12 protein-coding genes and 1 pseudogene are annotated in these 12,115 nt (G+C 72.4%); 10 read left to right on the top strand and 3 right to left on the bottom strand.

Translation table 11 applies throughout. The annotated features are described in order from the left end of the window. The 9 genes and pseudogenes from VR45_RS45985 to VR45_RS27390 form a co-directional block, all read left to right on the top strand. Positions 1-119, top strand: a pseudogene (locus tag VR45_RS45985) (SDR family oxidoreductase); the annotation flags it as partial. After that, positions 116-1,114 (top strand): aldo/keto reductase, encoded by a 999-nt coding sequence (locus VR45_RS27425; protein ID WP_045942522.1) that lies wholly within the window; start codon positions 116-118, stop codon positions 1,112-1,114. The pseudogene VR45_RS45985 and the gene VR45_RS27425, both read left to right, overlap by 4 nt. After that, positions 1,114-1,854 (top strand): (Fe-S)-binding protein, encoded by a 741-nt coding sequence (locus VR45_RS27420; RefSeq protein ID WP_045942521.1) that lies wholly within the window; start codon positions 1,114-1,116, stop codon positions 1,852-1,854. Before VR45_RS27425 ends, VR45_RS27420 begins: the two co-directional genes overlap by 1 nt. Further along, entirely contained in the window at positions 1,851-3,302 is a 1,452-nt protein-coding gene (locus VR45_RS27415) for a LutB/LldF family L-lactate oxidation iron-sulfur protein (RefSeq protein ID WP_045942520.1), read from the top strand. The genes VR45_RS27420 and VR45_RS27415 overlap by 4 nt, the downstream gene beginning before the upstream one ends. After that, positions 3,299-3,949: an LUD domain-containing protein gene (locus VR45_RS27410; protein ID WP_045942519.1), complete on the top strand. Its 651-nt coding sequence runs from the start codon at positions 3,299-3,301 to the stop codon at positions 3,947-3,949. The genes VR45_RS27415 and VR45_RS27410 overlap by 4 nt, the downstream gene beginning before the upstream one ends. Next, positions 3,946-4,257, top strand: a complete 312-nt coding sequence (locus tag VR45_RS27405; RefSeq protein WP_045942518.1) for an L-rhamnose mutarotase — start codon at positions 3,946-3,948, stop codon at positions 4,255-4,257. Before VR45_RS27410 ends, VR45_RS27405 begins: the two co-directional genes overlap by 4 nt. Beyond that, complete coding sequence (locus tag VR45_RS27400) at positions 4,254-5,114, top strand: amidohydrolase family protein (protein WP_045942517.1); 861 nt, start codon at positions 4,254-4,256, stop codon at positions 5,112-5,114. Before VR45_RS27405 ends, VR45_RS27400 begins: the two co-directional genes overlap by 4 nt. A gap of 133 nt (positions 5,115-5,247) precedes the next feature. Next, a complete protein-coding gene (locus VR45_RS27395) occupies positions 5,248-5,943 on the top strand; it encodes a FadR/GntR family transcriptional regulator (protein WP_045942516.1) in 696 nt (231 codons plus the stop codon). 302 nt (positions 5,944-6,245) lie between these two features. After that, positions 6,246-7,274 (top strand): polyprenyl synthetase family protein, encoded by a 1,029-nt coding sequence (locus tag VR45_RS27390; RefSeq protein ID WP_078896876.1) that lies wholly within the window; start codon positions 6,246-6,248, stop codon positions 7,272-7,274. A gap of 197 nt (positions 7,275-7,471) precedes the next feature. On the opposite strand, the gene VR45_RS27385 is transcribed toward VR45_RS27390, so the two are convergent. Then, positions 7,472-8,242, bottom strand: a complete 771-nt coding sequence (locus VR45_RS27385) for a ricin-type beta-trefoil lectin domain protein (protein WP_045942515.1) — start codon at positions 8,240-8,242, stop codon at positions 7,472-7,474. A 254-nt stretch (positions 8,243-8,496) separates the two neighbouring features. After that, complete coding sequence (locus VR45_RS27380) at positions 8,497-9,237, bottom strand: hypothetical protein (RefSeq protein WP_045942514.1); 741 nt, start codon at positions 9,235-9,237, stop codon at positions 8,497-8,499. 609 nt (positions 9,238-9,846) lie between these two features. Between VR45_RS27380 and VR45_RS27375 the strand changes: the two genes are divergently transcribed. Next, positions 9,847-10,671, top strand: coding sequence for a hypothetical protein (locus tag VR45_RS27375; RefSeq protein ID WP_045942513.1), 825 nt, complete (start codon positions 9,847-9,849; stop codon positions 10,669-10,671). Between the two features lie 133 nt (positions 10,672-10,804). On the opposite strand, the gene VR45_RS27370 is transcribed toward VR45_RS27375, so the two are convergent. Then, entirely contained in the window at positions 10,805-12,031 is a 1,227-nt protein-coding gene (locus VR45_RS27370) for a phosphodiester glycosidase family protein (protein WP_078896874.1), read from the bottom strand. Positions 12,032-12,115: the final 84 nt, after the last annotated feature.

Here is a 12,115-nt window from a genome sequence, read left to right as displayed (position 1 = left end):
AGGTCGCCGCGGCCATCGCCTACCTCGTCTCCCCGGCCGCCGCCAGTGTCACCGGCACCGCGCTCGCGGTCGACGGCGGCATGGCCGGCCTGCGCCTGCGACCGGAGCCACGCCCGTGAACCCTCGCCACCGCCCGCTCGGCGGCGGCAGGGTCCAGGTCACCGAACTCGCCTTCGGCGCAGCCGGCATCGGAAACCTGTTCACCGCGGTCAGCGACGAACAGGCCGAACAGGCCGTCACCGCCGCTTGGGAAGCCGGCGTACGGTACTTCGACACCGCCCCGCACTACGGCCTGGGCCTGTCCGAGCGCCGCCTCGGTGACGCGCTGCGCGAGCGGCCGCGCGAGCAGTACACGCTCTCGACCAAGGTCGGCCGGCTGCTGGAGCCGTCGCCCTCCAGCGACGGCGACGACCTGGCCAACGGCTTCGCCGTGCCCGCCACCCACCAACGGGTCTGGGACTTCAGCGCCCGGGGCGTGCGCCGCTCCGTCGAGGACAGCCTGAACCGGCTCGGCCTCGACCGGATCGACATCGCCTACCTGCACGATCCCGACGACCATGCCGAGCAGGCACTCGACGAGGCCTACCCCGAACTCGAACGCCTGCGCGCGGAGGGAGTCGTCGGAGCGATCGGCCTCGGCATGAACCAGGCCGAACTGCCCGCCCGCTTCATCCGCGAGACCGACATCGACGCCGTCCTGCTGGCCGGCCGCTACACCCTGCTCGACCAGCGAGGCCTCGCCGAACTGCTGCCCTTGGCCCAGCAGCGGGGCGTCGGCGTGGTCATCGGAGGGGTGTTCAACTCCGGCCTGCTCGCCGACCCCCGCCCGGGTGCCACCTTCGACTACACCGCGGCCCCCGCGCACCTGCTCGGCCGGGCCCTGGAGTTCAAGGCGGTGTGCGAGACGTACGGTGTGCCGCTGCGTGCCGCCGCCCTGCGGTTCCCGTTCGGGCACCCGGCGGTGGCGAGCGTCCTGGTCGGCACCCGCAGCGCCGCCGAGGTCCGGGACGCCGCCGCTATGCTCGATCACCCCGTCCCGGCGGCGCTCTGGGCAGAACTCAGGGACCGCGGACTGCTGCGGGAGGACGTCCCCACCCCCGAGGAGGTGAGCTGATGCGCATTGCCCTGTTCATCACCTGCTTCAACGACACGATGTTCCCCGAGACCGGCCGCGCGGTGGTGACCGTACTGGAGCGGCTGGGCCACACCGTCGACTTCCCGATGGAACAGACCTGCTGCGGGCAGATGCACTTCAACACCGGCTACCGCCCCGACGCCGTCCCGCTGGTGGCCCGCTTCGCCCGGACCTTCGCCGACTACGACGCCGTCATCACGCCGTCCGCGTCCTGCGCCGGCATGGTCAAGGAGAACCACCCGTTGCTGGCCCGGGAGTACGGGCCCGCCGGCCTCCAACAGCAGGTCGCCGAACTGGTGCCCCGGGTCCACGAGTTCACCGAGTTCCTGACCGACGTCCTCGGCGTCACCGACGTCGGCGCCCGCTTCCCGCACCGCGTCGCCTACCACCCCACCTGCCACTCGCTGCGCGGCCTGCGCCTCGGCGACCGCCCCGACCGGCTGCTGCGCGCCGTCGAGGACCTGGACCTCGTGGACCTGCCCGCGGCCGACTCCTGCTGCGGCTTCGGCGGCACCTTCGCCGTCAAGAACGCCGACACCTCCGCCGCGATGCTCGCCGACAAGAACGCCGCCGTTCTGGACAGCGGCGCCGAGGTCCTGTGCGCCGCCGACAACTCCTGCCTGATGCACATCGGCGGCGGACTGTCCCGCCAGGGCGCCCCCGTGCGCACCATGCACATCGCCGAGATCCTCGCCGCCTCCGAAGGAACCGCACGATGAGCAACCCCGCCGGCCGCGGCGTCGTCTGGCTCGGCGCCCCGTCCTTCCCCGACGCCGCCCGCGAAGCGCTCGGCAACACCCAGCTGCGCGCCAACCTGAAACGGGCCACCACGACCATCCGCGACAAGCGGCTCGCGGTCGCCTCCGAACTGGACGACTGGGAGCAGCTGCGCGACGCCGCCGCCGCGATCAAGAAGCGGACCTCGCGCCACCTCGACCACTACCTCGTCCGGCTGGAGGCCGCCGTCACCGCCGCGGGCGGCACCGTGCACTGGGCCTCGGACGCCGCCGAGGCCAACCGCATCGTCACCGAACTCGTGCAGGCCACCGGCGAACGCGAAGTCGTGAAGATCAAGTCCATGGCCACGCAGGAGATCGGCCTCAACGAGGCCCTCGCCGAAGCCGGCCTCACCGCGTACGAGACCGACCTCGCCGAACTCATCGTCCAGCTCGGCGACGACCGGCCCTCCCACATCCTCGTCCCCGCGATCCACAAGAACCGCAGCGAGGTCCGGGACCTGTTCGTTGCCGAGATGGGCAGCTGGGGCCGGCCCGCACCGGACGGGCTCACCGACTCACCCGCCGACCTGGCGGACGCGGCCCGGCTGCACCTGCGGGAGAAGTTCCTCTCCGCCAAGGTGGCCGTCTCCGGTGCCAACTTCGCCGTCGCCGACACCGGCACGGTCGTGGTCGTGGAGTCCGAGGGCAACGGCCGGATGTGCCTCACCCTGCCCGAGACCCTCATCACCGTGATGGGCATCGAGAAGGTCGTCCCCACCTGGCAGGACCTGGAGGTCTTCCTCCAGCTCCTGCCCCGCTCGTCCACCGGCGAGCGGATGAACCCCTACACCTCCACCTGGACCGGGGTGACGCAGGGCGACGGCCCGCAGGACTTCCACCTGGTCCTCCTCGACAACGGCCGCACCGACACCCTCGCCGACACCGTCGGCCGCCAGGTCCTCGGCTGCATCCGCTGCTCCGCCTGCCTCAACGTCTGCCCCGTCTACGAGCGCACCGGCGGCCACGCCTACGGCTCCGTCTACCCCGGACCGATCGGCGCCGTCCTCACCCCGCAGCTCGTCGGCGTGGAGAACGCGGCGACCCTGCCGTTCGCCTCCACCCTGTGCGGAGCCTGCTACGACGCCTGCCCGGTGAAGATCGACATCCCCGAAGTACTGGCCCACCTGCGGGCCAAGGCCGTCGAGAGCAAGCCGAAGCGTGCGGAGGCGCTGGCCATGAAGGCCGCCGCCACCGTCCTCGACTCCCCGCGGCTGCTCTCCGCCGCCCAGAAGGCGGCCGCCCTCGGCGGCCGGGCGCTGGCCCGGGACGGAAGGATCGGCCGACTCCCGGGCCCGCTGCACGGCTGGTCCGACACCCGGGACACCCCCGCACCCCCCGCCGAGTCCTTCCGCACCTGGTGGCGCAAGAACAGGGACCAAGAAGCATGAACAGCCGTCAGGCCGTCCTCGGCCGTATCCGCGCCGCGCTCGCCGACGTCCCCGCCGGCGAACTGCCCAGCGACGTCCCCGTACCCCGGACCTACCGCCGCAGCCACACCGAGCCGGGCGAGGACACCGTCGCCCTGTTCGCCGAACGCGTCGCCGACTACCGCGCCACCGTCACCCGCACCGATGAGGCGGGCCTGCCGGCCGCCATCGCCGCCGCGCTCACCGCGTGCGGGGCGAGAAACCTGGCGCTGCCCGACGGCTTCCCCGTCGAGCTACTGCCGTCCGGCGACTGGCAGTGGCACCCGGAACCGCTGGACATCCCGGCCCTGAACGCCCTGGACGGCGCCGTCACCCTGGCCGCCGGCGGCATCGCCGTCACCGGGACCCTCGTCCTCGACACCGGCCCCGGCCAGGGCCGCCGCGCCCTCACCCTCGTCCCCGACTACCACCTGTGCGTCATCCACGCCGGACAGATCGCCGCCGACGTCCCCGACGCCCTCGCCCGCCTCGACCCGCGGAACCCGCTCACCTTCATCTCGGGACCCTCCGCCACCAGCGACATCGAACTCGACCGGGTGGAAGGCGTGCACGGCCCCCGCACCCTGCATGTCGTCATCGTCGACCGCCCCCTGCCGGAGCAGCCATGAACGTCGCCCTGCACACCCGCCTCCGCCCCGAGCGGATCGCCGAGTACGAGGCGGCCCACCGCGAGGTGCCCGAGGAGCTCGCCGCAGCCATCCGGGCCGCCGGTGTCACCTCCTGGACCATCTGGCGCAGCGGCTGCGAGCTGTTCCACCTGTTGGAGTGCGAGAGCTACCCCCGGCTCCTCGCCGAACTGGAGCACCTCCCGGTCAACGTCGCCTGGCAGGAGAGGATGGGCGAGCTGCTCGACATCAGCCACGACTACTCCGACGCCGGTGCCGGGGCCGGCCTACCGGTGGTGTGGTCGCTGTGACCGGACATCGGATCGTCGACGCGCACCACCACGTGTGGGACCTGACGGCCCGCCCGCAACCGTGGACCGACGGGACGCCGCTCGCCCGCTCCTTCTCCCTCGACGACCTCGAACCCGAGGCCCGCGCCGCCGGGGTCACCGCCACCGTCGTCGTGCAGACCGTCTGCGTGCCCGAGGAGACCCCCGAACTGCTGGCGCTGGCCGACGGCAGCGAGCTGATCGCCGGCGTCGTCGGCTGGACCGACCTCACCGCCCCCGACGTCGCCGACGCGCTCGCCGCGCTGCGTGAACTCCCCGGCGGGGACCGCCTGGTGGGGATCAGGCACCAGGTCCAGGAGGAGCCCGATCCCGAGTGGCTGCTGCGCCCCGACGTCCAGCGCGGCCTGCTCGCCGTGGCCGAGGCCGGTCTCGCCTACGACCTCGTCGTCAAGCCGCACCAGTTGCGCACCGCCGCCGTCGCGGCCGCCCGGCTTCCCGGCCTGACGTTCGTCCTCGACCACCTCGGCAAGCCCCCGGTCGCCGACGGCGCGCTAGACCCCTGGGCGGCGCACCTGCGCCGCCTGGCCGCGCTGCCCAACACGGTGGCAAAGCTCTCCGGTCTGGTGACCGAGGCCGCCCCCGGCCGGTGGCGCACGGAGGACCTCGCGCCGTACGCCGACACCGCCCTGGACGCCTTCGGTCCGCAACGGCTCCTCTTCGGCTCCGACTGGCCCGTGTGCACCCTGGAGGCCGGCTACGGCGAGGTCGTCCGGATCACCCGGCACCTGGTGGACGGGCTCAGCGCGGGGGAGAGGGACGTGGTGTTCCGGCACAACGCCGTCCGCGTGTACGGGCTCGGCGCCCCGCCGGGAGCGTAGGCCGCCCGGGCCGAGGCACGGACGGCCGCCTGTGGATCCTGCCGGATCGCCTTGACTTGTCGCGGTCAAGACGATCTCCGGCGGGGTGCCGTGGGAGCTATGCTGCAACGATCAGGACCAGGGAGGCAGCGGCGTGCCAGTCACCGACTCGGCGATCGAGAAGATCAAGGCCATGATCGTCAGTGGTGAGCTGCGCCCCGGTTCGCGACTCCCCAAGGAAGCCGACCTGGCCGAGCGGCTCGGCCTGTCGCGCAACTCCCTGCGCGAGGCGGTGAAAGCCCTCTCGCTCATCCGGGTGCTCGACGTGCGCCAGGGGGACGGCACCTACGTGACGAGTCTGGAGCCCAACCTGCTGCTGGACGCGCTGGGCTTCGTCGTCGACTTCCACCAGGACGACTCGGTGCTGGAGTTCCTGGAGGTCCGCCGCATCCTGGAACCCGCCGCCGCAGCCATGGCCGCCCGAGTGATGCCGGACGAGGACATCGCCGCCCTCGGGGAGGTCCTGGAGAGCCTGAGTGACGACGCCTCCCTGCAAGAACTGATCGACAACGACCTCGAGTTCCACCGCAGAATCGCGGCCGGTTCGGGCAACACCGTCCTGTGCTCGCTCATCGACGGCCTGTCCGGCCCGACCGCCCGGGCGAGGATCTGGCGCGGGCTGACCGAGGAAGGCGCGGTCGACCGGACCCGCCAGCAGCACCGCGCCATCCTCGATGCCATCGCCCACCGCCGCCCCGACCTCGCGCACGCCTGGGCGACGGTGCACGTGGCAGGCGTCGAGCAGTGGCTGCGGGACACCCTCGGCGCAGCCGGATCCTCGCTCGGCTGACGCGGGACGGGCGCTCCCCGGAGTGGGAAGGTCGGATGGTGACCTGGGTTCCCGGCATGGACTCGCCGGACCGGACGGACGCCGCCCCGCGCGAACCGGTGAGCAAACCGCTCGTGCACGCCGGCCGGCCCGTCCGGCCAACGACGCGCATCGACCTCGGACATGTCCCCAGCCATGAACAGTCCAGCGAGAGAACCCGATTGCCGTCACGGTAAGCACCGTTGCAGTACTAGTGTCGCCATACCTTGACTCTCGACTCTTTGAACGAATTCAAGAGCCCGGTCATTCACACGGAGGACACCATGACGGCAAGCGCACCCACTTGGAGTTCGGACGCCGTGCTGCGGCGGCTGCGCGGCACGGGCGAGGGGCTGACCGGCTCGGCCGGTCCCGGCGCGGCCGCCGACCGCGCGATGGGACGGGCCCTGACCGGCTTCCTGGACCGGATCGCCGGGCGTGGCTCGGGACCGGCCGTGGACGGAATTGTCGCGCTGCCGTTCCTGGTGCACGGGACACACACCGGCGACCCGGCGCCGGCCGAGCCCGCGGCGGTGGTGCACGTGCTGTGGTGGGTTGCGGCACGCTACCTGGACGACCTGTCCGACGCCGGGCCCCGGCCGTACGCCGCAGCCGACACGGACAGTGTGGACCAGGACCTGCTCGCCGTGATGGGGATCGCCTGCCATCTGGCGACCGAGGTGCTCGACGAGGCGTGCCGCGACGACCCGGAGCGGGCGCTGCGGCTGCGCCAGGAGCTGTCGCGCACCTGGTACCGGGCGATAGCCGGCCAGCTCGCGGACCTCACGGCGACCGCCGCGACGGCGACCGCCGAAGAGGTCATGGACGGCTACCTGGGGAAGACCGGTGCCCCGTACGCCATGGCCGCGGCTATGGGCGCGGTGCTGGCCGGGTGCGACGAGGCGCGCGTGGACGCGTGGCGCGACTTCGGCGCGCGTTTCGGCGTGCTGCGGCAACTGGTCAACGACCAGCGGGACATCGCCTCGGGACGGTACGAGGACCTTCGCAACGGCACTGCCACCTTCATGGTGGTGCAGTACCTGAAGTCGCTGTCCGAGCCGGAGCGCGCGGTGGCGGAGAAGCTGCTCGTCGGGTGCGCGGACTCCGCGGCCGCCCGGGAGGAGTTCGCGGCGCAGCTGACCGAGCCGAGCCAACTGCTGGCATTCGCAGCGGTTGCCAGGCCGCTGATCGACGGGCTGCACGCGAGTATCGACGAGGCCGGCGGGGTGGGCGAGTACGTCGCGGGGCTGCATGCGCTGGTCGATCAGACGGTGAACCTGTACCCGGAGTTCCTGCTGGGCGTCCGGGACTGAGAGCCAGGACCGGGGCGGCCCCAGCTGTTCTGTCCTGTGACGTCGGGGGTGGACGGACCACCCGGGCCTCGGCGGCCCGGGTGATCCGTCCGGAAAGCGCTCCCTCGGGGCCCCTTCCGTCCGTCGGGCGGGGACGTGCCGGATCCGGTTCTCCGGGCCGTTGCAGTTCTGGGCGCTCGTGCCGTTCCGCGCACCCCTCAGGAGGGCCAGGACCAGAGCTGGTTGGCGCCGCCGGTGCAGTCCCACAGCACCAGCTGGTTGCCATTGGTCGGGTCGGCCCCCGGGACGGTCAGGCACCGGTTGGACTGCGGGTTGACGATCCGGCCGTCCGGCTCCCGGTACCACTGCTGGGCGGCGCTGCCGTTGCAGAGGAGGAGCTGCACCTTGGTGCCGTTGGTCGTACCGCCGCCGACCGCATCCATGCACTTGCCCAGCGCCTTGACGGTTCCGCCGATGGGCTGCCGCCAGATCTGGCCGGGCGCGCCGGTGCAGTCGCTGATCTGCACCTTCGTCCCGTCCTCGGGACTGCCGTTCCGGAGTTCCATGCACTTGCCCGCGAGCCCGGTGATCCGGCCCGGCGGGAGGACCGGACCGGCCTCCTCCGGCGGCAGGAGGTAGCCGAGGAAGATCTGCACGTCGACGAACTGGCCCGGGCTGCAGTTCACGGAGGTGGTGGTGTTGCCGACGATCACCGAGCTGTTGACGTAGGAGTCGTAGACCCGACCACCGATGCGCCACGCGCAGTGGCCCTGGAGCGTCCAGGTCTGGCGCGGGTCGATTCCGGTGCACTCCCCGAACTGGTTCAGTTCGCCGATGACGGCATAGGTGCGGCAGCCGGCGGGCGCGGAGGCCGGGGACGCCGGGGAGGCCACGGGGTTCTGCGGAGCGGGGGCGGCCGCCGCGGGCGCGGCGAGGGCGGCGCCCACCGCCATGAGCAGGGCCGCGAGCAGGGTCGGGGCACGACGCATCGAAGGATCCCTTCCGGGCCTCGGGAACTTCCAACTCGACGCCTTGTTGGTCGAGTTGACTGATCGACAGACTTCCCGGACCGCTGGCCAGCCTTGGGGATCGGCCGCCCGGCGTCAATGTGGCCTCTCGAAATTCCTCCCCCCGGGGGTAACGCCGAACGGCCCGGGCCGTTCGGGCCCGGGCCGGCCCGGCGGCGCTGCTTCGGTCGGGGGCGGCGCGGGTTGCCGTTCATGTCGACGTCGGCGGGCGGATCTCAGTGCGGCGCCGGTTGCGGGTGCAGCGCATTATTGACGGTGCAGCCGCCCTCTCCGGGCATCCGCTGCATCCGGGTCGGTGCCCAGACGTCGGTGACGCCGGGGCTCACACGGGCAAGAAGGCAGTCCTGCGGGTCGGAGCCGTTGCCCTTCACCACCAGGAGAACGCCGACCCGTCCGCCGTCCGACTTCACCTCGGTACGGATCGCCGGGGGCAGGTCCAGGGCGGCGAGCGCACGGCGCACCTCGGCCTCGTCCACCTGGCCGCCCTCCGGTACCCGTGGAAGCCCAGCGCGCAGCTCCTCGTACGGCAGCCGGGGCGGTTCGGGTGGCGGGGCGAAGGCCAGCGGAGGGTTGTCCGGGCAGTCCACGTCACGGGGATCCTCGCGCCACTCCGACGTCGGCGACACCCGGACCGCGAAACAGCGCCGCACGGTGACCTGCTTCGGGGCGAACCCCCCGCCGGTCGCCGACCCGGACGTGCGGACGACCACGTCGATGCCGTCCCCGTCGTGTGTCGAGGTACCCGTCAGCCGCAGTACCTCCACCCCGTTGATGCCGGCAGCGGAACGGCCGACCTCCTCCGCCGTGCGTGGGCGCTGGCTGTAGAGCACCTGGCCCGCCTTCCTGGCCACCTCCCGTGCGGCGTCCGTCGCCTCGTCCTCGGTGGACGGCAGCACCCCGCAGCCGACGGTGAGCAGCAGCAGTAGCGAGGCGAGCAGGAGCAGTCGGCGCGTCATGCGTCCAGCCTTTCGGCACCGCGCCCGAAGGGGCGTCGGTCCGCGTACTCGGGGCAGCACGAGTACATGCGTACGCGTACTCGTACTCGTACTCGGACGGTGCGGCTATCGTTCCGCCGGCAGAGCCCAGGGGGCGGCGGCGGAGCCAGGTAGGTCGTCCCCGCGTCACCGCCGAGAGAGATTCCCGTGTCCGGAGAACCGTCGAACTTCAGCGAGTGCGGCCGAGAACAGACCATGGATGGTCGTGGTGTCATCCTGCGTCCGGGACCGGCGCGGAAGCTCGGTACGGACGCGGTCGGGCCGTCTACACGGCATCGGCCCTTTTTGTGATCGTCATGTCGGCCATCTTCCCACCGACTGCCGTCGGCCGACCAGACCGGATCCCGCTCCCGGTCCGTGCGGGCGCCCTCTGACATTTCATCAGCGATGCACGAGACGCCCCGCGAGTCGCCGCTGTGATGCTTCACAACCGCTGAACCCAGGCCCTGCGGTGGACTGCCCCGGCTGCAGGCCGAATGACATAGTGGCGTCATGAGCCGCCGCCGAACCCGTCCAGCTGGGGAGCGCGCCCGGAGCCGCCCCGACCCGAGTCACGGCTGTGCTGATCCGGTGAGCTGCGAACGCCCGTTCTGCGCCCCGTCGTCGTCGGCCGGCATCCGCCTCGTCGCGGCCGGGAGCACACGGGTGGTCGTGCACGAGCTGCCCGGCGAGCCGATCTCCGCATCGGCGCTGTTCGAGCGGCTCAACGCCGGGATCGGCCGCGAGCACCTGCTGGACATCGCGGGCACCGACCCGTTCGGGGCGCATCAGCACTTCCCCCTCCTCGTACGCATTCGGGAATCCGGGCGAGTACCGCAGCAGTTGGACTTCGACCCCGGCGAGGCACTGCGGCTGTCGCGGCACGCCAGCGGCCCGGACGTCCACCATCTCACCCGGGCCTGGTGCTGCACGCTGCTGGTGATCACGACCAGCGACCACACCGACGACCTGAACGACACCGCCCCGCAGCTGGTCGAAAGCTGCCTCGCGCTCGGCGGGGACGTACCGCAGCTCGCCGAACGGCTACTGGCCTGGCGGGCGGTCACCGAGGAACCGAACGCCGTCGGTCCGCCGGGCCAGGACCACGGCTGCGCCGACCCGGTGGCCCTGCTGGCACTGATACTGCTGCGCGCGGCCGGCGATTCCGCCGACCCCCGCCTCGGCGACCTGGTCCGGACACTGGCCGACATGCTCACGGTGCCGCCGCGGCTGCCCTCCGGGCACCGGCCGCGGCCGATGAAGCCGGTCGCCCGCCGACGCTGGCGGCACCTCGTCGACACCGTCCTCGCCCCGCTGGCCACGACCGGGTCCGACCTGGACCGGTTGATCACCGCCCTGCGCCGAGCCGACCGCAAACACCGGGTGCCGGATCAGGAAGCCCCTGCCCCGCGGTGACATGAGAGACGCACGCTTTGCGGGCCGACCACCGGTGGGCGCCGTCGTGCCCGGACCACGTCCTGCCAGGCGGGGCGACATCCGGCCCCGGCCTGCTGTACCGGCCGGCCGCAGCCTGTCTTCGAAGGCTGGTTCAACGGGACGCGAAGATCGCGATGCCGTTGGGGACCGGTCGTTCCTGCTGGTGCGCGAGGCTGTTGCGGACGGCGACGCGGCCCGTGTCGGTGTCGCGGGTGGCGAGGGTCGCGGAGCCTCCGCCGTCCAGGTAGGAGGCCTGGGCGCAGTCCAGGGAGCGGAGGACCTCGGCGAGCTCGCTGAGGGTGAGTCCGCTGGAGGTGCCTTCGCGGCCGTCGGTGGAGAGCAGGCGCAGGGTGTGGCCGCCGTCGGCGATGCCGATGGCGCTGCGGGGTTCGGCGGTGATGTTGTCCAGGCCGGCCAGCGGCTGGTGGTCCCGGAGCAGCGGGTAGGCGCCCAGGGCGAAGGCGTACGGCACCGGGTTGGTGCTGGAGAGGTGGTAGTCGACCTCGACGGGGGTGCCGGGGGCCAGTTCGCGAAGGGCGCGGGCGCCGGCCTCGCGGCCGAGCAGGACGGTGGTGTCCGGGTCGATGGGGCCGGTGCCCGGTGTGTCGGAGAGCGTCTCGACGTGGCCGTGGCGGACGGTCACCTCGTAGGTCTCACTGGTGCAGGGGGCGCCCCGGTGGTCGTCGGTCCCGCAGGCGGCGCGAGCGCGGGAGACCGCTCCCCACTGAGACGTGAAGGCCCCGATCGAGTCGACGGGCAGGGCGTACTGGTTGAGGCCGCCGAGCGCGAGGGAGCCCTGGAGGGTGCGGATGTGACCGCGGAGCACCAGTCGGTCCATTCGGGCCGTGCCGTCCGCGTCCACGCCGAACACGTCCTCGTCGGTGTCGCCGACCGGCTTCGGCCCACCGAAACGCTGCCCGTCGGGCACCGCGCCCTTCAGCGGCAGTCCGTCCAGGACCGCCGGGCCGCAGGGGGCGCCGGTCGCCTGGACACCGGGGTGCTGCTCCTCGGTGATGTTGAAGAAGTCGCCGTTGATCGCGGCGACGGCCCCTGCGTCCTCGCCCATCCGGGAGACCGTCTCGCGGGCGGCGACCGCGCCGGGGTGGAGCAGGTCGGCCGCAACCCCTGGCCGGTCCAGGTCCACCGTCACCACGTGGACCCGCGCGCTGCCCTGTGAGGTGGGAACGGTGAACGCCTGGTAGTCCACCCCCTGTGCCACCGGTTCGCGTACCACGGTGGAACCGGCCGAGGCGGCACTGGCCCGGTACGTGCCCGGGCCCACCCCCAGACCGACCGCGACCAGGGCCAGGGCGGCGGTGACGCCGGCAGCAGATCTCATGGATGCACTGTGCGCGGCAGTTGGTGAGGTTCCGCACAGGCACGACGACCGACTGTCGGAAACCACCTCCACGAGGCTCGGAGG

It is taken from the genome of Streptomyces sp. NRRL S-495, assembly GCF_000966955.1.
GTDB classification, from domain to species: domain Bacteria; phylum Actinomycetota; class Actinomycetes; order Streptomycetales; family Streptomycetaceae; genus Kitasatospora; species Kitasatospora purpeofusca.
The sequence above is the reverse complement of the archived record's forward strand: the minus strand, read 5'-3'. Positions and strand labels throughout refer to the sequence as shown.